Source organism: Streptomyces sp. CBMA152 (genome assembly GCF_014596475.1).
Lineage (GTDB): Bacteria > Actinomycetota > Actinomycetes > Streptomycetales > Streptomycetaceae > Streptomyces.
The window spans coordinates 40,579-61,203 of sequence record NZ_MECJ01000013.1 but is presented as its reverse complement, the minus strand read 5'-3'; the positions used below and the strand labels follow the sequence as shown (position 1 = coordinate 61,203).

Here is a 20,625-nt window from a genome sequence, read left to right as displayed (position 1 = left end):
GTTGCAAAGAAATCCTTGCAACGCTTCCTTTGCAAGGTTACGGTCCCGGTATGACGGAATCCGAACCCGCGTCCGCACCCGACTCCCCGGACCCCCAGCCCCGCGAGCGCATGCTCGACGCACATGCGCTGCGCGGCCTGGCCCATCCCCTGCGTATCCGCCTGCTCGGCACGCTGCGGCACGACGGGCCCGCCACCGCGTCCCAACTGGCCGAGAAACTGGGCGAGTCCAGCGGGGCCACCAGCTACCACCTGCGCCAGCTCGCCGCCCATGGCTTCGTCGAGGACGACCCCGAGCGCGGCAAGGGCCGCGAGCGCTGGTGGAAGGCGGCGCACGGCGGCACCAGCATGCGCGACGACCTGCGCACCAGCTCCGACCCCGAGGTGCGCGGCGCCGCCGACCTCTTCCTGCACGAGGTCGCCACCATCCACACCCAGGAGCTGTCGACCTGGCTGGGCACCTCGCGGGACTGGTCCGAGGACTGGACCCTCAGCTCGGACCTGAGCGACTTCACGCTGCGGCTCACCGCCGAGCAGCTGCGCGAGCTGACCGAGAAGGCGCACCGGCTGGTCGAGAGCTACTACGACCTCCCGCACGCCGACGAGGAGGACACCGCCCAGGTCCGCGTCCACCTCCACGCCTTCCCGCGCAGGAGCCGCTGACCATGAGCGCACACGGGGGAAACGGCCAGGAGCGGATACCGCTGGTGGCCGTACTGAGCGCCAACACCATTTCCATGGCGGGCAGTTCACTGACGCTGATCGGCGTGCCGTGGTTCGTCCTGCAGACCACCGGGAGCGCCGGGCGGGCCGGGGTCGTGGCGTTCTGCGCGACCCTGCCCATCGTCGTCTCGGCCGTGATCGGCGGTCCGGTGATCGACCGGCTCGGGCGGCGGCGGGTGAGCGTCGGCTCCGATCTGGTCTGCGCGCTCGCGATCGGCGCGATCCCGCTGCTCCACTACGCGGGCGCGCTCCACTTCTGGATGCTGTGCGCCCTGATGGCGCTCGGAGGACTGGCGGCCACCCCCGGCCGTACCGCCCGCTATGTCCTGGTCCCCGATCTCGCCGAGCGCGCCGGTACGACGCTGACCCGCGCCGCGAGCCTCTTCGACGCGGTGTCGCGCGGGGCGCGGATGACGGGGGCGGCGCTGGCCGGAGTGCTGATCGCGCTGGTGGGCGCGGAGTCCGTACTGCTCCTGGACGCGATGACGTTCGGCGCGTCCGCGCTGCTCGTCGCCGTCGGGATCCGGGGCATCCGCGCGGCCGATCCGGTACGGGACGCGGCGCCGGTCTCGCTGGCCACGTACAAGGCCGAACTCCGTGAGGGATACGCCTACTTGTTCCGCACCCCGCTGCTCCTCGGGGTCGTCCTGATGGTGATGATGACCAACGGCCTCGACCAGGGCTGGAACGCGGTCCTGCTGCCCGTGCACGCCGAGCGGGAACTGGGCGGCGCCACCCAACTCGGCCTGCTCACCGCCGCGTTCGGCGCGGGCGGCCTGCTCGGCGCACTGCTGTACGGGGTAGTGGGCCACCGTTTCCCGAGGCGCGCGGTGTTCACGGCGAGCTTCCTGCTGTGCGGCGCGCCCCGCTTCGTGGTGGCCGCACTGACCGGCTCGACGCTGCCGCTCGCCGTGACGATGACGCTGGGCGGGCTGGCGGGCGGGATGCTCAACCCGATCCTGACGACGGTGATCTACGAACGCGTCCCGCAGGAGCTGCGCAGCCGCGTCTCGGGGGCGATGACCGCGGGCTGCGAGGCGACGATGCCGATCGGCGGCCTCGGGGCGGGGCTGCTGGTCGACGGCGCGGGGGTGCGGACGGCGCTGCTCGTGGTGGGCGGGATGTATCTGGCGACGACGCTGAGCCCGCTCGTGTTCCCGGCCTGGCGGACCATGGACGGACAACCAGCAGGCAATGAGCGGCAGTTGACGTCTTCAGGGGCCGCCGTCAGCAGCTAGGGATGTCCCCGCCCTTGTCCAGGGCCTTGAGGGACGCGACCGCGCCCGACAGGGTCGTGACGGGGATCAGGCGCAGCCCGTGGGGCAGCTCGGCCTTGGCGTCCGAGCACTCGGCCTTCGGTACGAGGAAGACGGTCGCCCCGTCCCGCCGGGCCGCCTGCGTCTTGAGCGAGACGCCGCCGACCGCGCCGACGGTGCCGTCGGCGTCGATCGTGCCCGTACCGGCGATGACCCTGCCGCCGGTGAGCTCGCCGCCGGAGCCGTTGCCGTCGAGCTTGTCGATGATCCCGAGCGAGAAGAGCAGCCCGGCGCTGGGTCCGCCGACGTCGGCGAGGTTGAGGGAGACCTTGACCTGGCCGGCGTTGAGGTGGAGCTGGTTCAGGGCGGCCGCGGTGGCGCTGTCCTGGGACTGCTTCATCTCGGCCTGGTTGTGCGCGGCGATCTCCTTGTCGCTGCCGCCGCTCGGATAGACCGAGTCGTGCGGCATGACGGCCCGGTCGGTGCGGAACCACGCCCGTACGACGTCCGAGAGCCCGATCTCGGCGGACGGCCCGGTCGCCTCGATGGTCGTCATGCGCAGCTCACCGGTGGTGTGCCGGGCCGGTCTGCCCTGGATGGTGATCACCGGGGTGCCCTTGTCGTCGCCGAGCACGTTCGCGGTCAGCCCCGGCTGCGCCACCGAGAACGGCAGCGGCGCGAAGCCTGCGACGGCCAGCAGCGCGACGACGGGGGCGGAGCCGATGGCGAGGTTGCGGAGGCGTGAGTGACGGGGGTGCACGGATCCAATGTATCGGGCGAGGTCCGACGGCTACGGGGGCCGGGGGCGCGGGCCCGGGTGCGAGCCCGGGCAGCCAGGGCGGGGGCCAGGGTCGGGGCCGGGCTGAGGCTCGGGTCACCACAGCGCACCCGAGCCCCCTCCCTCACCGCAGCGCGTCCGCCACCTCCCGGGCCGCGTCCACCACTCTCGGGCCGACCCGCTCGGGCACCGCGTCCGCGAGCATCACCACGCCGACGCTTCCCTCTATGCCGGTCACCCCGACCAGGGGCGCGGCGGCTCCGCTGGCCCCGGCCTCCAGCTCGCCGTGGGTGAGGGTGTAGCCCGGGTCGACGAGGCCGCCGGCCTGGCGGGCGGAGAGGATGGCCCGGCCCGCCGCACCCCGGTCGAGGGGATGGCGGAATCCGGCCCGGTACGCCACGTGGTAGTCGGTCCAGGTCGGCTCGACGACCGCGACGGCGAGTGCGTCGGCCCCGTCGACCAGGGTGAGGTGCGCGGTCGCCCCGATGTCCTCGGCGAGCGAGCGCAGCGCGGGCAGGGCCGCTTCCCGTACGAGCGGATGGACCTGTCGGCCGAGCCGCAGGACCCCGAGTCCGACCCGGGCGCGGCCGCCGAGGTCACGTCGTACGAGAGCGTGCTGTTCCAGTGTGGCGAGCAGACGGTAGACCACCGTCCGGTTGACGCCGAGCTTGTTGGACAACTCGGTGACGGTCAGGCCGTGGTCGGTGTCGGCGAGCAGCTTGAGGACACGCAGTCCCCGGTCGAGCGTCTGGGAGGTCTCCGCGGTCACGACGCCCACTCCTTATGGTGAGTCGTCGGCGGCTCTCTACGAAAATCGCGACACCGGTCCCGCGGCGACGCGCACAGAGGCCGCCGGCAGGCCATGGCACCGGCTGCGCTCCGCGGCGGCGCTGCCACGGGGCGTTTGCATGGCGGGACAGTAGCGATCGGTCCCGCTCAGCGGAAGGCCTCGTCCAGAATCCGGGCGCGACCTTTGACAAGCCGGGGTTTTGATCCCGGTTCGGGACCAAAGTCCAGGGCGCGCGGGACCTTGGTCCACGCGGGGGACTTTGCCTTCCCATTACTGTTGGGGGTGTGCGAGGGCGACCGTGGGGGCCGTCCCTCGCCGACCATCCCCGTCCCCACGGGTGAAGAGGGGCGGGGCCCGGCGTCGCACCCGGGCCCCGCCCTCACCAACTACCTTCGGACGTACGGGAGTTGACCCGCGGCCGTCACTTCATCCGGGTGGCCCACTCCTGCACCTTCTTGATCCGCTCACGGATCTGCCCGGCCGTGGCCTCGGCGCTCGGCGGGCCGCCGCACACACGCCGCAGCTCGGTGTGGATGACACCGTGCGGCTTGCCGCTCTGGTGGACGTACGCGCCGACCATCGTGTTCAACTGCTTGCGCAGCTCCAGGAGTTCCTTGTGGGAGACCACGGGACGGCGCTCGGCGGGAATCTCCAGCAGGTCGGCCTGCTCGGCGGGCTTCTGCCGGCTGTGCGCGATCTGCCGGGCCTGCCGCTTCTGGAGCAGCAGCTGCACCTGATCGGGTTCGAGGAGCCCGGGAATCCCGAGGTAGTCCTGTTCTTCCTCACTCCCCGGGTGGGCCTGCATGCCGAACTCGGCGCCGTCGTAGAGAACCCGGTCGAAGACGGCGTCGGACTCAAGGGCCTCGAAGGGGAGCATGTCCTGCTCGCCGGTGTCCTCGTCCTGCTGCTTCTCGGCCTCGGCGAGGAGCTTGTCCTCTTCGGCGTACGGGTCCTCTTCCCCGTCCTTCTTCGGCTTGTCGAGCACGTGGTCGCGCTCGACCTCCATCTCGGTGGCGAAGCCGAGGAGGGTGGGGATGGTGGGCACGAAGACGGACGCGGTCTCGCCGCGCCGCCGCGACCGCACGAAACGGCCGACGGCCTGCGCGAAGAAGAGGGGCGTGGAGATGGTGGTGGCGTAGACGCCGACGGCGAGCCGGGGCACGTCGACGCCCTCGGACACCATGCGGACGGCGACCATCCACCGGGAGTCGCCGGCGCTGAACTCGTCGATCTTCTTAGAGGCACCGTTGTCATCGGAGAGAACGACGGTGGCCTTGCTGCCCGTGATCTCCCGGATGAGTTTCGCGTAGGCGCGGGCGGAGTCCTGATCGGAGGCGATGACGAGGGCGCCGGCGTCCGGGATGCCCTTGCGGACCTCGGTCAGGCGCTGGTCGGCGGCGCGCAGCACGTTCGGCATCCAGTCGCCGCGCGGGTCGAGCGCGGTGCGCCAGGCCTGCGAGATGGCGTCCTTGGTGAGCGGCTCCCCGAGCCGCGCCTCGATCTCGTCACCGGCCTTGGTGCGCCAGCGCATGTTGCCGCTGTAGGAGAGGAAGATGACGGGCCGCACGACGCCGTCGGCGAGGGCGTTGCCGTAGCCGTAGGTGTAGTCGGCGGAGGAGCGCCGAATCCCGTCGTTCCCTTCCTCGTACGTGACGAAGGGGATGGGATTGGTGTCGGACCGGAAGGGGGTGCCGGTGAGGGCGAGGCGCCGGGTGGCCGGGTCGAACGCTTCGAGGCAGGCCTCACCCCAGGACTTCGAGTCACCGGCGTGGTGGATCTCGTCGAGGATGACGAGGGTCTTGCGCTGCTCGCACCGGTTGCGGTGGAGCATCGGCCGCACGCCGACACCGGCGTACGTGATCGCGACCCCGTGGTAGTCCTTGCTCAACGGCCCCGCGCTGTAGTCCGGATCGAGCCGGATGCCTATCCGCGCCGCCGCCTCCGCCCACTGCTTCTTCAGGTGCTCGGTCGGCGCGACGACGGTGATCTGCTGCACGACATGGTGGTGCAGCAGCCACGACGCGAGCGTCAGCGCGAACGTCGTCTTGCCGGCGCCGGGCGTGGCGACGGCGAGGAAGTCGCGGGGCTGCTCCTGGACGTACTTCTCCAGCGCCCCCTGCTGCCAGGCACGCAGCTTGTTGGCCGTACCCCAGGGGGCGCGGCCGGGAAAGGCGGGTGAGAGGTGGTGGGAGGCGGTAGTAGTCACGGTCTCCGGTTCGTGCGGTCGGGGGCGGCGGGGGTTTTCGGTGCGCTTTACGGGCCGGTTGTGCGTCGGCGTTACGTACGACAACCGGGCCACCTTACCGGTGGGGCGGTCTTGATCCGGGGTCGGCGGGGCGGGTGGGGGGTGGGGTGAGAGCGGGTTCACAACGGCGGGGAGCTTCCCCACCCCGCCCCTTCCCGAAGGCCCTGGGCGGGCGGCCGGTCTTGTCGGCTGCGGGTGGGTGGGGGCTGGTCGCGCAGTTCCCCGCGCCCCTTAAATGGGCCCGAAGGGCCCTCTTAGGGGCGCGGGGAACTGCGCGAGCAACCCAGCACGATCCGCAGACGAAACGGGGTGCAGGGGCGAAGCCCCGCGAGCGTGCCCACCCACCCCACCGGGGCCCGGGGCGGAGCCCCGAAGCGGGGTGCAGGGGGCGCAGCCCTCGCAAAGGGGTCCGGGGGCGGAGCCCCCGGGTAACCACCCTCACCCCCACCCGCCCCCGGCAGGGTTCAGGAAACGGGCGGGGTGGGGGACCCCAACCGCAACCCCACCCACGCCCCCACCAACGCCACCCCCGCCATCGGCAGAAACACCACCGCAAACGCCCCACCATGCCCGGCGGCAGCCCCCGCAGACGCCACCACGTCATGCGCGGCCCCCACAGACCCACCCCCCAGCGCAGCGAACGCCGCCCCACCCCCCGCAAGCAGCAGCACGTTCGACAGCCCGTCGGAGATCTGCAGCGCCGCGGAGTTCGCCCCGGCTTCCCCCGGCGCCGACAGCTGAAGCAGCAGCACGCTCGTGGAGGCGATCACCATCCCCATCCCGAAGCACCCCACGCCCCACGCGACCGCCACCACCCACACCGGCACCGCCGGTATCAGCACACTCGGCGCCGACGCGATCGCCGCGGCCACCATCACCATCCCCACCACCATCAGCCGCTCCCGATGCGGCTCGGCCCAGGGCCGGCCTTGTACGTACGAGCCGAGCGCCCACGTCGCCCCGCCCGCCGCCAGCGAGAACCCGGCCATGGTCGGCGACAGCCCCCGCTGCGTCACCAGCATCAGCGGTACGAACGACTCGGCCGCGATGAACGACCCCGCCGCGATCCCCCGCAGCAGCACCACCGACGGCAGCCCCCGCGCGGCCCGGTACGTGCCGCGCGGCAACAGCCCGTGCCGCCCCGCGACGGCGGGAACGAGCAGCGCACCGCCCGCCACCGCAGGCACGAGCGACAGCCACCGCAGATCCTGACCGGCGTACTGCAACAGCCCCGCCCCCAGCGAGATCATCAGCGCCAGCCGGATCCGCCGCCGGTCGAACGCCTCGACGGGCGCGTCCGGATCGGCGGGCCCGGAGGCCATCCGTCGTATCGCGGGCAACGCGAGGGCCAGCGGAAACACGACCAGGACCGGGATCCCGACGAACACCCATCGCCACCCGAGCCGCTCGGTGATCGTCCCCGCCGCCAGCGGCCCGACCACCGACGGCACCACCCAGCTCGCCGCGAACGCCGCCATGATCGCCGGACGCAGCCGCTCCGGATAGGCCCGCCCAACCACGACGTACAGCGCCACGATGACGAGCCCGCCCCCGAGCCCCTGCACGGCGCGCCCACCGATGAACGTCCACATGTTCACCGCGGTCCCGGACAACAGCAGCCCCGCCCCGAACGCGGACACCCCCACCGCGACCGCCCCCAGCGGCCCCCGCTGATCGGCCCACTGCCCGGCGACGACCATCCCGAACAGGCTGGTCGTGAAGTACGCGGAGAAGGCGAACGCGTACAACGACACCCCGTCCAACTCCCGCGCCGCCACCGGCATCGCGGTCCCGACGGCGGTCGCCTCGAAGGCGATGAGCAGAACGACGGAGATGGCCCCGATGCTGAGCGCCCGATGGGTTTTGCCCAGCACGCCACCAAGGCGAGGAGCGGAAGCCACACGATCCGGGGCTTCGACTTCGACTGGGGCATCAGGGGATTCAAGCGCACTCATGGCCCCAGAGTAAGAGGCATGGCGCGGTATGACCCCTGTCAAAAGAAGGTCTCCCCACTCAACATTTGGTCGTACGCCCCAAGCCCCCCACGCCCCCCACATGAACGCAACATGGCAGTCCCGTTGCACCCCACCGCCGCACCTTCCCCCGCCCGCACCCACCCCCTACGGTCAAAGAAGTCAGCACACGGCCGTGTGCCCGAGTGGCTCAGGGACTCGCCTGCAAAGCGAGTTACGCGGGTTCGATCCCCGCCACGGCCTCCATGAATGGGTCACGCCCCATTCGCACACTTCAGCTCCCGCTTGGCGAACTGGACGTACTGCGTCAGCAAGGACGTGAAGGTCTCCCGGGTCTGCCGGGTGTCGGGGGCGTCCTCGGCGACGAGCGCCAGCTCAACGTACTTCTGGTCCTTGTACAGCCGGTAACCCGCACCTCGTGGCAAGTCCGGGCGTTCGCAGAGAATTACGGAAGCCGCGCCCGTCGCCCAGAGAAACCCCTCGTCGCCCACGGAAATACGGCTGGTCGAGCGCGGCCCCCAGTGGTTCCACTCCGTACCCCTTCCGCTGCGCCGCACCTGGGCCCAGGCAAGAAAGCTCTCGCGCCCGCGACCACGCCCACCATCGACGAATACCGAGCAATAGGTACTTGTCCGGTGCTCGAACACATCGAAGACTGGATCGTCGGGCATCTTCACTTGCGCCTTGTCGCCCTTGGGCAGCAGTGGCGAGACCGTACTACCGGCGAACTCCCCCTGCCAGCAGATGCTCTTCGGCAAGCTGGGTACGGAGTTTCCGTCCGCGCAGCCGGCAAGGACCAGCGTTCCGGCCAGCGCGACGGCGGAAATCCTGCCCGCAGCCCTCATCACTGGCCCGCTCCCCCGGCAGGGGGCGTGCTCGCCGCGTGATGATTTCGGCCGACCGAAAATGCGTCACCGGTTTCAGACGAGGCCAGGCCCTGGTACTCCCGGATGTCGCGTTGCGCGAGTCCGGCGCTCTTCCCGGCGTTGCCTACTGCGGACGCGGCAGACTCCTTGGCCCGCGCCTCGGCCTTGGAATAGGCGTCGGCAGCCTCCTGGCTCGCCTCCGCCGAGGAGTCTTTTTTCGCCCCCTCGACAATGGAGTCCGTGATGTCATCCTTCAGCCAGTTCACCGCATCGCCGCCGACCGGAAGCATTTCGATGTATTTTCCGCCGACCGCATCGACGACGCGGTTTGCCCACTTGGCCCTATCCGCGACCGCGTCGTTGAACTCGGCATCGGAGGCCGAGTGTGTCTCGTAGATCGCCTGGACCCGCGCCTGCGCCATGATTCCGGCGATTTCTCCCCCGGGATGAACAGCATTGTTCACAGCCGCCCCCACGTCACTTCCGTGGTTCTCCGGGTGCGCGAAGACATCACGTACCAGGAGTGTGGTGTAGGCCTGCTGGGCACTGTTGATCACCCCATAAGATCCCGGGTCTTGGGCCACCGCACCAAGGAAGTGCACCATCTGCCCGCTCTCGAAATGCGCCTGCACCCCCACCACCTTGGCCTGATGCGCCCCGTCCTCCGCCGCCGCCTGGAGGTCCGGCATGTACTCCGCCGCCATGTTCCCGAAATTCCCTGCCATCGCTGTCAGTTGGCCGGGGAGGGCGCCTTCGCCGTCGTCCAGGAGTTCGGGGTGGCTGCCGACCTTCGCCACCACCCGCTCCATCACCTTCGCCATCGCCTCGGTGTGCTCCACCGGACTCGCGTGGGTGTCCCCCGGCACCCGCCCCGTGACCGCCGCCTCCAGCGCGTTGCCGGTGGCGGTCTGGAGGGGGGTCGGGAGGGGGCCGTCGGTGGGGGCGTTGTCGAACCAGTCCGCCGTTGGCTTGCGGGCGAGGGCGTAGTCGACCATTCCCTGGGGGCGGCCCTGGTCGCCGGAGACCGGGGTGTCGTCGGTGGTGACGATCCCGTCCCCGTTGGTGTCCTCGCGTACGGGCTCGTTGAAGAAGGCCGTCGACGCCTGCGGGTTGTGGCCCATGGCCTGCATCAGGCCGGTCATGGGGTCGAAGCCGCGGCCGCCGTCCTTGTCGAGGTTGAAGGCCTTCGCCTGGGCGGTGGGCAGGTTCCCCTCCCAAATGCCCGGGTCCTGGTGCTCCATCCCGACCATGTCGCGCCCGATGGGGACCAGGAACTCCTTGTCGTACCGGCCGTGGCGCAACAACGCACCCAGCGCCTGGTACCCGTACACCTTCGCGCCGATGCTCGTGACGCCCGGGATGTCGATCCGTTTGCGACCGGCCCGCATCATGTCGAGGGTCCAGGTGCCGTCAAGGTGGCCGCGCGTCTTGGGATCCGTCGCGACGCCGAGCATCTCGCCCATGTCGTCCTGGAGACCGTGCACCATCGCGACCCGGTCCCGCCCGGCCACGCCGAGGCCGGTCGCGTCCAGGGACATCTTCGTGTACAGCTCAAGCGTGCCGTCCGCGCCCAGCCGACGGTAGAAGGCCGTGGCGAACTCCGGATCCTTCGCGTTGTCGTGCACGAGCTCCTGGAGTCGGCGAAGGGCCTCGACGTTACGTGCGACGCCGCCAACTCCCGTGGCTTTCCGGGCCAGTTCAACGGCGCGAGCCGCCTTCTCGTCTTCCAGCCCGCTGAACTTCGGCGCGGCGAAGTCGTGGTCGCCCCCGCCGTTCGCCGCCAGCGCCCGCCGTAACGACTCGTCCGCCTCGCCGCACTCCTCCACAATCGCCTTGATGCGGCGCTGCCACTGCGCGACGGCATCGTTCTGCCGCTTGAGGTCGGGATCGACGGACACGCCCGGCGCCGGGTTATGGGCGGCGTAGTCGCCGGAGACGGAATAGCGGGTGGTGACGCGGCCACGGGCGTCGACGGCGATACCCGCTTTCTCCGACCCGTCGACGATGGTCCGTAACTGATCCCTGGCGCGCTTGAACGCCTCGTATCCGTCGGCCAGTACGGCGTGAATCCCCTTGGCCTCCGCCGCCGCGTCCTCGAATTCCTTGGCCGTCTTGCCGATGAACTGCCGGCTGACCCCGGCGTTCACCCCGGCCCAGTCCGCCTTGTCGGCGTGCGCCTTCATGCCCTTGCGGGCTTCCTCGGCGAGGGTCTTGAGCTTGGCGGCCATGTCGGACCAGTCGTCGACGGCGGTCTTGAGCTGGTCGACGGGGGCATTGGCGACGTCTTCGTAAGTGAGCATGCGAATTCTTGAAGTCCCGTTCTTTCCCCGCTACTTCAAGTACGCGTTGATCCGCGACACCGCGAGCAGTTCGCCGCCGATGTGCTCGTCGTCCTTGGCGTGCGCGGCCATCGAATAGTCGAGGTGATTGGAGATCTGCGCGCACGCGTCGCGCAACGTCCTGAGCTGGCCGTCCCATTTGTCGCGGACTTTCGCCAGCTCCGCGCCGCTCGTGAAGTTGCGGGTGGTGAGGGCGGTGGCCGCGGTGTGGGTGGACTCGTGGGCGTGGTGGCCGTCGCGCCCGAGGCTGTCGTGGAGTTTGTACGCGTCTCCGCCGACCACGCCGAGGTCGTCGCGCCGCACACTCAGATCGGCTGCGCCGCCGCCTTGCTGCCGGTCACGGGTGCTGTTCAGACGCGTTGCGGCGTTCGCAGCCGCATTGGCGTGCGCCTGCCGCCACTCTTCCTCGAACGACATACGGGTCCCCGCTCCCCGGCCACCAGGACAAGTCTTTACCGTTTCCATACGGTAGGGAGACGTTGGGCTTCGCGCCAGCACACGGTCCGGCTATGGGAGTTCGTGGCCGTTTCGTCCCACCTGAATGGCTGGGAGGGGGGTGGCGGGTTGACCGAGTTCCCTATGCGGCGCGGCGTCGTGACCGTACGAGCAGTACGGCTACGGCCGCGACCACGATCCCCGCCGCGCCCAGGCCGACCCAGAGGCCGGTGTTGCTCCCGCCGCCGGACCCGGAGTCGGACGCGGCGGGGGCGGGCTTGGCCGAGGTGGACGGGGCCGGGGCCGGGGACGTGGGTGCCTGCGGGGACGGGGAGCCTGCCGCCGCCAGGTCGGGCAGCGGCCACTCGTTCGCCGGACCCGGGTCGCCGGGGGTCGTCAGCGCGATACGGGGGCGGACGACCCCGTACCCGATGTAGTCACTGCGCTTGTCCCCGTTCTTGGGGCCGCCTGCCGTGTTGAGCATGACGCGGAGGACCTGGTTGTTGGTCCACTGGGGGTATTTGGACCAGATGAGGGCGGCGGAGGCGGAGGCGAGGGCGGTGGCGTCGCTGGTGCCGTGGCTGAGGCAGATGTGGGTACCGCCGCCGCAGGCGTGGGTCATTTCGTCACCCGGCGCCGCGAGGTCGACCTGTGGCCCGTGTTCCGACTCCTTGGTCGCCTCGATCTTCTTGTCCACGGCTGCTAGACCCACGACGCCGGGAGTTGCGCCCGGGTACTCCACGAGGTTGCCCTTGTCGCCGCTATTACCGACGCCGGCGAAGACCAAAGATCCCTTCGACAAGGCGTACTTCACCGCGCTGGTGAGTTCGTCCGATCCCTCCGTAGAGGCTTGCGAAATATTGATCACCTTGGCGCCGTGGTCCGCCGCATAGCGGATTCCCTGGCTCAGCTTCTGGAGCCACATGGGGAGGTTTGTGAGCTTTCCCCCCTCATCGGCCTCCGGCAGCCTGACCGGAAGGATCTTCACCCCAGGCGCCAGACCATAGGCCCCATCCGCCACCGACTTCTTACCGGTACCGGCAATCAGGGACGCCATTCCGGTTCCGTGGCCATCCCAGTCGGTGTGTTCGTCACCCTGCTTATTGGAGAGATTGAGGCCGGGCAGCACCTGGCCACGGAGGTCAGCCAGAGTGTCATCAACGCCGGTGTCGATGACCGCGACGGTAACCCCCTTGCCCGTGCTGGTCTTCCACATCTCTTCGGCCTGCATGGCGTCGAGGTGCCACTGCCTCTCGCGGACCGTGTCCGCATGCGCGGGTGTGGCGGCAACGCCCACCAGCAGCGCCCCAAGGACGACGGACACGGCACGGCCGTGCCTCATTGCTCGATGGCTGCTGGTAGGCATGCGCTTCCTTCGTAAAGGCTCAGTCGATTACAGGCGGCACAATACGGCGGTCGCTCTGCTGCCAGGTTTCCTCGTCCTCGGTGAGGTAGTCCGGCCGCTCGCCGCCACGCTCGTCACGCCGCCCGGCGGGACCGTGCATCCCGGGCGGAATCATCCCGCGACCACCGGACCGACCGGCTTGCGGGTTGCCTTCGGCAGCGCCGTTGCGTACGAGACCCGAGCCGCCCTCCGTGAACGGGCGACCACTCCGGACGCCGGGCTCGGTCGGACGACCGCCGACGATGCCACCGGGCTCGCCCGCCAGTCGACGTCCGCCGGAGAAGCCTCCCCGGCTTCCACCGCCACCGCCCATGTGGCCACCGGGGCCATGGGCCATCGGCGGACGGCCCTGAGTGCTGCCCTGGGGCCCCTGGCGCCCCTCTTCGCCGATGACGGTGCTGCGCGGGATGCCGCTCGTCGGCTTACCCTCGCTGGGCGGTACGGGACGGCCGCCGACGATGCCGGTCTGTCGCGGCGGCGCGCTCGGGGGCAGACCGCCCACGGTGCTCCGCCCCGGGAGCGAGGGTCCGCGCAGACCGCCGGTCGTCTGCCGTCCGCCCAGGACACCGGGCTCCGGCAGCCCGTTCTTGCCGCCTCCGGTGAACGTGGGCGGGATCCCGATGGGCGGCATCGGTCCGACGTCCGGCCTGCCGACAGGCGACGGGGTGGGGGTAGTGACTGGACCGGTGGGAGCGACATGGGTGGGCGGCGGCAATGTGCCGATGCCGTCGATGTTCGTACCAACAGGGCGGTCAGGTACGTGAGTTGGAGTCGTCACGGCTGCCGGGGCCACGGCATGCGGCCTCGCTGAAGTGCTGCTCGTCGTCGCCGACGGGGTCGAGAGGTGACTGCCGGTCTGCGCGGTCGAGGTCCTGCGGCCCGATGCCGACGACGTGGATCCACCGCCCACATACTGGCTGCCGTCAATCCTCTGCGCCGGCGGCACGAACGCCGCCGGCGGCGGCGGAAACACCGGCGGCCGGAGGGCGGCGACCTGCTGCCCCGACTGCACATACACATCCGAGAGCCGCTTCAGCTCGCGTACCGCTTCCTGCCGCTGGCCCTCCATCTTCTGGTTGAGGCCGGTCAGTTTGGTCGAGGCGTCGCGGGCCTCCTGTATGGCGTCGGGGTCGTGGTGGGCCGCGATGTACTCGCTGTGGGCGTCGGTGGCCTGCTGCTTGAGGGCCGGGTCGTACGCCGGGACCGCCGACTTCGCCTGGGTGATGGCGTGCGAGACCGAGGCGAGCCAACTGGACGCGTCCTGGCTGTACTTGCCGAGCTCCAGCGTGGCCATGGCCGCGTCGTGGCCCCAGTCCGTGAACGCCTTCGCGCCCTCGCCCTGCCAGACCACCCGGCTCATGTGCAGCTTGAGGTCGTCGCCGATCTTCGTGATCGCCGTGGACGCCTTCGTCAGCTTCTTGGCCAGGCCGTCCGCGGATTCGCCCTTCATCCCCTGGACCATGGCCCACATTTCCTCGTGGGACTTGGACTCGAAGTCCGTACGCTCCACCAGGAGCGCCTTCGGCGCCTCCTCGGCGCCCTGGTCCTTGTTCTCAGCCATCTCGTCGCACCGCCATTCCCCGACTTCCGTCGTCCCCCGTCGCGTACGCGACCATCGCCACGTACGAATACATCAGATCGAGCCGCCCGTCGCGCCCTTGTCCGGCGTGGTCTGCGGCGGCGCGCCCGGCGTCGAGGTCCCCGACGGCCCCGGCCCGTACTCCTGGTACTGCTTCTGCAGCTCGCCGCTGATCGCACGCATCCGGTCACGGACGTCGGCGTCCACGCCGTCGTAGCCGTTCTCCGCCGCCAGTACGGCGATGCACAGGCCCTCGATCTGCATGCCCAGCGCCTTGGAGAGCTGGCCGATGCGCTCGTGGACGACCTCGTACGCGCCGTACAGGAAGGCGCTCTCCTTGAAGTCGTCGGGGCCCAGCTCGGACTTGGCGAGGCGGTCGGCGCCGATCTTGGCCGACGAGGCCTCCGACTCGTTCAGCTCGGTGAGCAGCCCGTCGACCCGCTTCTTGAACGTCATCATCGACTCGGCCTCGCGGGCCAGATCGGCTGCGGCCACCACGGCGGCACCCGCAGCCGCGCCGATACCCGGCATCAGCCCCAGCACCGCCGGCGCCACCACGTTCGCTCCGGGCCCGATGTCCCCGCCGTCCCCACCGCTGCTCGCCACAGAAGCCTCCCCGTTTCCCCGTTCCCCGTACTGCTCTGGAAGTAACTGTAGTCAGCACCACTGACAGACTGAACTCCTCCCTCTGCTTTCGGTCTTCGAGTTCCGTGGGGACACGGCTCGTACAGTGCGGCTACGAAACGAATGACCGCCCAGCCCGGGTTGACCCTCTCCCCTTCCTCCCGTCGTCCGATGGCTGGAACGCGCTGTGGAGATCACCGGCGGAACTCGGCCCGACCAGTGCCCAATTACAGTGCGATCACCTGAACACGACGCCGCTACTAGGACGTCCGTACGGATCACATCGGCAACCACGTGGGGGGCATGAAGTGGCGTGGGAAGAGTGGGAGCAGTTGAAGGCCGGGGCAGCGGACCGACAGCACGACCGTATGCGGCTGGACGGCGCCGACGGAGCGGCCGGCACCGACGACCTCAAGACGAACTACGCGGGCAAGCAGAGCGCGGCCAAGGCGTTGCGGGAGGAGTTACGGCCCAACACGGACAAGGCCGGCGGCCTCACCGAGGAGCCCTGCACCGCGGCCGCCCGGGAGTTCTCCGCCTGGGAGACCGGATCGGGCCTCAAGGACGCGCACGCCGAGTGGGAGCGGCAGGTCAAGAACTTGCAGGCGCGCCTTGCCCTGGACCAGGCGGCCCTGGAGCAGACCAAGCGGGAGTTCCAGCAGACCGACCACGGCGTGGAGAGCGAGATGGCACAGCTCGCCACCCGGCGCGACCGTCAACGCGAACGGTAGGACGGGGGGATCAGAATGCTCACCTATCAGGACGTCGTCACCATCCGGCTGGGTGCCCTGACCGAGGCGGCCGCGGCCTGGGACGCCACAGCTGATGGCTTCAAGGACCTGGAGGCGTTCTACGCGTCCGGCGTGGAAGACCTCGCGCACCGCGGCAGTTGGACCGGGGTCAGCGCCGAGGCGGCCGCCAAGCAGTTCGCGGCCACGCGCAAGCAGTACGCCGACGCCCAGACCGAAGCCCGCGCCGTCGCCGCCCTCCTGCGGGACGCCCACGGCCAGTTCTCCCGGCGGATCGACAGCGTGAAGGAGCTGGTCGAACAGGCCCGCAAGAACGGCCTGTCCGTCAACCACCAAGGGGAGGCGGCCCTCGACGTCGACCGGGTGAAGCAGGAAGGGCACGGTCCCGGCTACGAGAACTTCCTCGGAAAGGAGCATGCGGTGGAAGCCGCCTGGACCAAGAGCATCGAGGATGCCGTACGGGCGGTCGACGACACTGACCAGGGCGTCAAGCTCGCCCTGCACAAGGCGGCAGGAGTCAAGGGCTTCTTCGAGAACATCCTCGACCCGCTGGGGCTGGGACACACCTTCAACGGCAAGGCGGACGACGCAGTCGAGGTCGTCAAGGCCCATGAGGCCAAGCAGTACGCGGACCAGATCCTGGCCGGACAGAAACCGGACGATCTGGCGGAGTGGCAACGCCTGATGCACGACAACTCCGGCAACAAGGTCTTCAGCCAGACCCTGCTCGACTCACTCGGCGTGGACAAGACCCTGCGGCTTTCCAACAAGCTCGACGACCTCGCGTACTTCGACGACACCCGGCACAAGGACGCCTACCTCAACATCGCAGGCGGTCTGTCCGACTCGCTGGCCACCGCGATGCGCGTCCCGGACTTCACCGACCGCCAGGGCAGGCGTGTCCCGTTCGGGACGGCGGAGTACCAGGGCTGGTACAAGGGCTGGCAGCAGACGCCGGACGCGGACTTCTACTCCCGGTGGATGGGGGCACTGGGGGCACACGGCGGCGACAAGTACGATCTCGAAGCGGTCGCCGACAAGGTCCCCGAGCAAGCCAAGGGGGAGGGCCAGCAGGTTCGCGGCTACCAGACCCTGGCCACGCTGATGCAGCAGGGCCACGCGTACTCGCCGCAGTTCGTGGCGGACGTCACCGACGGCATGATCGCTGCCGAGAAGCAGCACCCCCACCTCTGGAACCTGTACGGCAAGTTCGACAACAAGAACGGCGACGGGTGGTTCGCCAACGACCCCGTCGACGCCGCACTCGGCGTCCTGTCCCACGACCCGGGAGGCGCCGCCGGGTACCTCGACCCGGGCACGAAGGCCGGCAAGGAACGCTTCGACTACCTGCTGGGCCACGGCAGCGGGAGCCGCGACTGGGACGTGGCCAACACCACCCGGTGGGGCGGTCCGGGCGGCAACGTCGAATACGACGCGAGCAACGTCCTCGACGTCGACGACCGCAAGGGCCTGGGCGACGTCCTGACCGCGGCGGCCACCGGCATCTCCCCCTCGGCACTCCACCCCGGCCCCACCTCCCACACCGACGCCAACGACCGCGTTTTCCAACAGTCGCTGGAGACCCTGTCTCAGCAGGGCGACGACATGCCGCCGTCGCTGCGGGACGACATGGCGAAGATCATGACCAATCACAGTCGGGAGGTGTACGCGACGATGGGCACCCCCAACCAGGACCTGGCGCCCCTCGACCAGAGCCAGGTCCTGGAGATCACCAAGCAGATCTCCAGGGACCAGCAGTCCTACGGAATGCTCCACGAGGGCATGCAGCACGCCATCGTCGAAAGCTTCACCGACAGGAGCAGGAAACCGGAGGACACGCTGAGCTCGGCAGGCTACGCGGTCGGCTTCATGGAGGAAGGCCGCTACCTCGCCCTCAAAGGCGACCAGCACGACTACACCTGGGACAAGGCGTGGAGCTACCACACCTCGGGCGCGCTGCTGAACTTCATTCCCGGGTACGGAGACTTGGCGCAGCGCGGAGCCGACGCGGTGACCACCGCCTGGATCATAGACGAGCAGAAGCGCCAGGCGGACCAGCTCACCAGCGACAGTCAGATGACCTATGACGCTCGACGACGCCAACTCAATGCCCTCGCCGATCAGTGGTATGCGGCCAACTCGCGCTGGGCGGAAAGCCACACCGGATACAGCAACCGCGGGATCTACAACCAGATCGCCACAGCGGCCAACGGCGGAAACTCCATGGCACGCGGGATCGCAGGAGCCCAGTAGTGAAAACGACGAAGGGAATCACAGCATCCATCTTGGTCCTGGCGATGGCAGCAGCCGGATGCAGCAAGGCCGTTGACGTACCCGGAGAGTTCTGCGGCGTGACGGTGTCAAAGCAAAGCCTGTCGCCTCTCCTCCCTCACAGCGGGAACCTCAAGGAAGAGGAATTCGACTTGCCATCTCACCCTGGGGCTACCTGCGGCATCAACATCGGTGGAACTCGCATTCTGACGGGGACAGTTCAGTACTTCGACCGTGCACCGGAGCCGGTGGACTGGAACAGGGTGGCTTCGCGCTACAAGCAGGGCAGAAAGCGCCAACTCCTCTTTCCCGGCGAGGGAGTAATCGGCAGCAGGAGCGCGAGCATTGAAGCTAAGTGCACCTCTGCGGCTGCATACGTGGATGTCACGGTGCACTTCAATGGAAGTCGTGTGGACGACTCGCCCGAGGGATACAAGAAGCTGCAGCGTTTCATCGAGGACTTCGTTCCCAGCGCAACGAAGAAGTACGGCTGCACCAAGTAACGGCCAGGGCCGGACCCGGCAGCGCGGTTCTGGGGCGGAGCCCCGTGCAGGAGCGCAGTCCCCTGTCGGGGTCCCGGGGCTCCGCTCGCGCGTTCCCTGTCACAACCACCATTGCCCGCAACCGAATCGGCAACCGGCTCACCGGGCGCCCCGTGGCGGCACGGACCACGGAGCGATCGCCGCCGACGACGCCCCGCCGCCGGACCTCGGGCATGCGGACGGGTCCGAAATCGCGCCCTGCAGCTCCCGTCCGGGGCGGTCGCGCGTCGCGTACACCAGTCTGCGGTCGGGAAGTCTCGATAGCCACGGCCGGGTCTACATGCCGAGGCTCAGCCCCTGATACGCCTCGCGCAACTCCTGGGCTTCGGGGAGCTTTCGGGCCTCAACTGCCCTCACGATCTCCAATACACGCCAGTGGTTTGCGCCCAGGAGACGGCCGGACAGAATCGCTCGCTGCGCCGTGTCGCATGCTTCGTCCAGCCGATCGGTGGAGAGCAGTGTCAGCGCCAAGTCCAGATGTGCGGAGACGGCGCGGCGCGGCCAGACCTTCGCAGCGCCGCCCAACCCAAGTTGTGTGATCACCTCACGCGCCGAGTCCTCGGCGGCGGGGTCGCCGACCCACGCGAGTGTCGTTGCCCTGTACGCCGTCGCCTTCGGAGGGTCGTACTGGTAGTGGTGCTCGGGGCCCGCTCGCATCTCCAGCCCGTCGGCAAGGCGCTGTACGCGATCGATCGCCGCGTACACCTCCCGTCGCTGCCCAAGGCGTGCCCGTGCGCGTCCCTCCTGAGCTGTGGCTTGCACCTCCGCTGATCCCCCGCTGGGAGCGAGGGACTGTGCGGCCTGGGACAGTTCGACGGCACGCGCGTAGTCGCCGGTTGTGAGCGCTCGCCACGCATCGGTCTCATACGTCCACGCGTGGATCTCGTCATGGTCGGCGTGTTGGGCGAGTAGCGCCGCTGTCTTGAGCCGGGATGACGCCGCGCGATTTTCCTTGAGATCCACATGCAGAGTGGCAGCAAGGAGAGACAACCAGCCGCCGATCACGAGCAGCCGTCGGTGTTCGCTGAGCGTCATCCGGCCGTCAAGGAGCTTGATCACGTATGAGGAGTGCTTCCGCACATCCTGCAACAGCTCCGGGGGCGGCGTCGTCTGGTAGCGAATGGCCATGTGGTCAAAGGCATGTTCCAAGCGGTCAAGCGTCTCGCGGCCGACGTCACTCGCCTGTACTCGCCGAGCCAGTTCAAGTGCCTCCAGGTCGCCGTCAGTTTCTGAGGCTGATTTCGCCGGCCACGGTGACACGGTTACCGAATCAGCACTGTTCGGCTCTTGCGATACACATGCCAGCAGCGTGCCGCCGGCGTCGGTGAGTTGATCGAGGCCACTCGCCAGTTTCAAAGACGGTTGTTGTTTGCCGTTCAATACGCGGCTGAGGTACGCGACGTCGTAGTTCAGCGCGCGGGCGGCCCGACGCATCGAGATGCCCTTGTCAGCGAGGGCGGCACGAGCACATGCAGCGAACTCGGTCATGGCTGCTCCGGGCGGTAGTTGACCGTTGACAACAAGTCTAGTCAACACCTGGTCAACTGGCGGTACTTCGTTCTCCGGCAGAAGCATCGAGAGCACAGACCCCCGCGACCGCGTGAACGGTCCGGGGGCGTGGCCCACCTGACGGAAGCAGGTCGACATGGCGAACTGTATCGTCCGAATCTTCGAGCCGCTGTGGCGGTTCCTCCGGCCCGCGCGGGGCCGTCACAGGGTGGTCGTCCGGCCGCCGGTGGCGGAGCCTGTGGATACGCCGACGCTGCCCCTGCCGCGCGTGCGGATGGGCCTACGGGTGCCCGCGCTCCGGGGAGAGGACACGGTGCTTGTGCGCCCGTATCTGGCCGCGTATGAGCGGCACGAGAAGGAGCGTGAGCAGCGGGCGCGACGGCGGGTGCTGTTCCTGGCGGTCCACGGGATCGATGTGGAGCCGCTGGTTGTCCACGGAGTGGTGGGCCAGTGAACGCCATGAACCGGGGTGCGGGGCCAAGGCACGTGATGGAGGACGGAAAGCCGTCCGGGCTGGGGTTGTGCTGGGAACCGGCGCCGGG

Annotated in this window: 17 protein-coding genes and 1 tRNA gene; 7 read left to right on the top strand and 11 right to left on the bottom strand. The window is 69.2% G+C overall.

Annotation, left to right across the window (positions count from 1 at the left end; genetic code table 11):
• Nucleotides 1-50 precede the first annotated feature (50 nt).
• Nucleotides 51-662: a helix-turn-helix domain-containing protein gene (locus tag BG418_RS12710; protein ID WP_188273914.1), complete on the top strand. Its 612-nt coding sequence runs from the start codon at nucleotides 51-53 to the stop codon at nucleotides 660-662.
• Nucleotides 663-664: 2 nt separating this feature from the next.
• On the top strand, nucleotides 665-1,960 hold the full coding sequence (locus BG418_RS12705) for an MFS transporter (protein ID WP_188273913.1): 1,296 nt from the start codon (nucleotides 665-667) through the stop codon (nucleotides 1,958-1,960).
• Here BG418_RS12705 and BG418_RS12700 read toward each other — a convergent pair.
• From BG418_RS12700 to BG418_RS12685, 4 genes are all read right to left on the bottom strand, one after another.
• Nucleotides 1,950-2,738, bottom strand: coding sequence for a S16 family serine protease (locus BG418_RS12700; RefSeq protein WP_188273912.1), 789 nt, complete (start codon nucleotides 2,736-2,738; stop codon nucleotides 1,950-1,952). The genes BG418_RS12705 and BG418_RS12700 overlap by 11 nt on opposite strands.
• Before the next feature lie 142 nt (nucleotides 2,739-2,880).
• The gene (locus BG418_RS12695; RefSeq protein ID WP_188273911.1) at nucleotides 2,881-3,525 is read right to left on the bottom strand and encodes an IclR family transcriptional regulator; all 645 of its coding nucleotides are present in this window, start codon (nucleotides 3,523-3,525) and stop codon (nucleotides 2,881-2,883) included.
• Between the two features lie 442 nt (nucleotides 3,526-3,967).
• Nucleotides 3,968-5,752, bottom strand: coding sequence for a DEAD/DEAH box helicase (locus BG418_RS12690; RefSeq protein ID WP_188273910.1), 1,785 nt, complete (start codon nucleotides 5,750-5,752; stop codon nucleotides 3,968-3,970).
• Nucleotides 5,753-6,255: 503 nt separating this feature from the next.
• The gene (locus BG418_RS12685; protein ID WP_188273909.1) at nucleotides 6,256-7,746 is read right to left on the bottom strand and encodes an MFS transporter; all 1,491 of its coding nucleotides are present in this window, start codon (nucleotides 7,744-7,746) and stop codon (nucleotides 6,256-6,258) included.
• A gap of 189 nt (nucleotides 7,747-7,935) precedes the next feature.
• On the opposite strand from BG418_RS12685, the gene BG418_RS12680 reads away from it, so the two are divergent.
• Nucleotides 7,936-8,010: transfer RNA gene (locus tag BG418_RS12680), tRNA-Cys, on the top strand.
• An 8-nt stretch (nucleotides 8,011-8,018) separates the two neighbouring features.
• Here the strand turns inward: BG418_RS12680 and BG418_RS12675 are convergent.
• The 6 genes from BG418_RS12675 to BG418_RS12650 all read right to left on the bottom strand — a co-directional run bounded on the left by BG418_RS12675 (nucleotide 8,019) and on the right by BG418_RS12650 (nucleotide 14,994).
• Complete coding sequence (locus tag BG418_RS12675; protein WP_188273908.1) at nucleotides 8,019-8,609, bottom strand: hypothetical protein; 591 nt, start codon at nucleotides 8,607-8,609, stop codon at nucleotides 8,019-8,021.
• Complete coding sequence (locus BG418_RS12670; protein WP_188273907.1) at nucleotides 8,609-10,930, bottom strand: DUF6571 family protein; 2,322 nt, start codon at nucleotides 10,928-10,930, stop codon at nucleotides 8,609-8,611. The genes BG418_RS12675 and BG418_RS12670 overlap by 1 nt, the downstream gene beginning before the upstream one ends.
• Before the next feature lie 30 nt (nucleotides 10,931-10,960).
• Nucleotides 10,961-11,386 (bottom strand): hypothetical protein, encoded by a 426-nt coding sequence (locus tag BG418_RS12665; protein WP_188273906.1) that lies wholly within the window; start codon nucleotides 11,384-11,386, stop codon nucleotides 10,961-10,963.
• 160 nt (nucleotides 11,387-11,546) lie between these two features.
• Nucleotides 11,547-12,746 (bottom strand): type VII secretion-associated serine protease mycosin, encoded by a 1,200-nt coding sequence (gene mycP / locus BG418_RS12660; RefSeq protein WP_223184745.1) that lies wholly within the window; start codon nucleotides 12,744-12,746, stop codon nucleotides 11,547-11,549.
• A 43-nt stretch (nucleotides 12,747-12,789) separates the two neighbouring features.
• Entirely contained in the window at nucleotides 12,790-14,370 is a 1,581-nt protein-coding gene (locus BG418_RS12655) for a hypothetical protein (protein WP_188273904.1), read from the bottom strand.
• Between the two features lie 72 nt (nucleotides 14,371-14,442).
• Complete coding sequence (locus BG418_RS12650; protein ID WP_188273903.1) at nucleotides 14,443-14,994, bottom strand: hypothetical protein; 552 nt, start codon at nucleotides 14,992-14,994, stop codon at nucleotides 14,443-14,445.
• A 326-nt stretch (nucleotides 14,995-15,320) separates the two neighbouring features.
• On the opposite strand from BG418_RS12650, the gene BG418_RS12645 reads away from it, so the two are divergent.
• From BG418_RS12645 to BG418_RS12635, 3 genes are read left to right on the top strand one after another with little or no spacing between them, the layout of a single operon-like run.
• Nucleotides 15,321-15,743, top strand: a complete 423-nt coding sequence (locus BG418_RS12645) for a hypothetical protein (RefSeq protein ID WP_188273902.1) — start codon at nucleotides 15,321-15,323, stop codon at nucleotides 15,741-15,743.
• A gap of 15 nt (nucleotides 15,744-15,758) precedes the next feature.
• Nucleotides 15,759-18,014 carry a hypothetical protein gene (locus BG418_RS12640; protein WP_188273901.1) on the top strand — a complete coding sequence of 752 codons (2,256 nt, stop codon included), beginning with the start codon at nucleotides 15,759-15,761 and terminating at the stop codon, nucleotides 18,012-18,014.
• A complete protein-coding gene (locus BG418_RS12635) occupies nucleotides 18,014-18,535 on the top strand; it encodes a hypothetical protein (RefSeq protein WP_188273900.1) in 522 nt (173 codons plus the stop codon). The genes BG418_RS12640 and BG418_RS12635 overlap by 1 nt, the downstream gene beginning before the upstream one ends.
• A 315-nt stretch (nucleotides 18,536-18,850) precedes the next feature.
• On the opposite strand, the gene BG418_RS12630 is transcribed toward BG418_RS12635, so the two are convergent.
• Nucleotides 18,851-20,062, bottom strand: coding sequence for a helix-turn-helix transcriptional regulator (locus BG418_RS12630; RefSeq protein WP_188273899.1), 1,212 nt, complete (start codon nucleotides 20,060-20,062; stop codon nucleotides 18,851-18,853).
• A 157-nt stretch (nucleotides 20,063-20,219) separates the two neighbouring features.
• Here BG418_RS12630 and BG418_RS39820 point away from each other — a divergent pair, with 157 nt between their 5' ends.
• Nucleotides 20,220-20,537 carry a hypothetical protein gene (locus BG418_RS39820; protein WP_223184744.1) on the top strand — a complete coding sequence of 106 codons (318 nt, stop codon included), beginning with the start codon at nucleotides 20,220-20,222 and terminating at the stop codon, nucleotides 20,535-20,537.
• The last annotated feature ends 88 nt before the right edge of the window (nucleotides 20,538-20,625 follow it).

Bases quoted from the DNA above. Each gene is read 5' to 3' on its own strand.
- BG418_RS12710 (WP_188273914.1), top strand. From the start codon at position 51: ATGACGGAATCCGAACCCGCGTCCGCACCCGACTCCCCGGACCCCCAG.
- BG418_RS12705 (WP_188273913.1), top strand. From the start codon at position 665: ATGAGCGCACACGGGGGAAACGGCCAGGAGCGGATACCGCTGGTGGCC.
- BG418_RS12685 (WP_188273909.1), bottom strand. From the start codon at position 7,746: ATGAGTGCGCTTGAATCCCCTGATGCCCCAGTCGAAGTCGAAGCCCCG.
- BG418_RS12675 (WP_188273908.1), bottom strand. From the start codon at position 8,609: ATGAGGGCTGCGGGCAGGATTTCCGCCGTCGCGCTGGCCGGAACGCTG.
- BG418_RS12670 (WP_188273907.1), bottom strand. From the start codon at position 10,930: ATGCTCACTTACGAAGACGTCGCCAATGCCCCCGTCGACCAGCTCAAG.
- BG418_RS12665 (WP_188273906.1), bottom strand. From the start codon at position 11,386: ATGTCGTTCGAGGAAGAGTGGCGGCAGGCGCACGCCAATGCGGCTGCG.
- mycP (WP_223184745.1), bottom strand. From the start codon at position 12,746: ATGAGGCACGGCCGTGCCGTGTCCGTCGTCCTTGGGGCGCTGCTGGTG.
- BG418_RS12655 (WP_188273904.1), bottom strand. From the start codon at position 14,370: ATGGCTGAGAACAAGGACCAGGGCGCCGAGGAGGCGCCGAAGGCGCTC.
- BG418_RS12640 (WP_188273901.1), top strand. From the start codon at position 15,759: ATGCTCACCTATCAGGACGTCGTCACCATCCGGCTGGGTGCCCTGACC.
- BG418_RS12630 (WP_188273899.1), bottom strand. From the start codon at position 20,062: ATGACCGAGTTCGCTGCATGTGCTCGTGCCGCCCTCGCTGACAAGGGC.
- BG418_RS39820 (WP_223184744.1), top strand. From the start codon at position 20,220: ATGGCGAACTGTATCGTCCGAATCTTCGAGCCGCTGTGGCGGTTCCTC.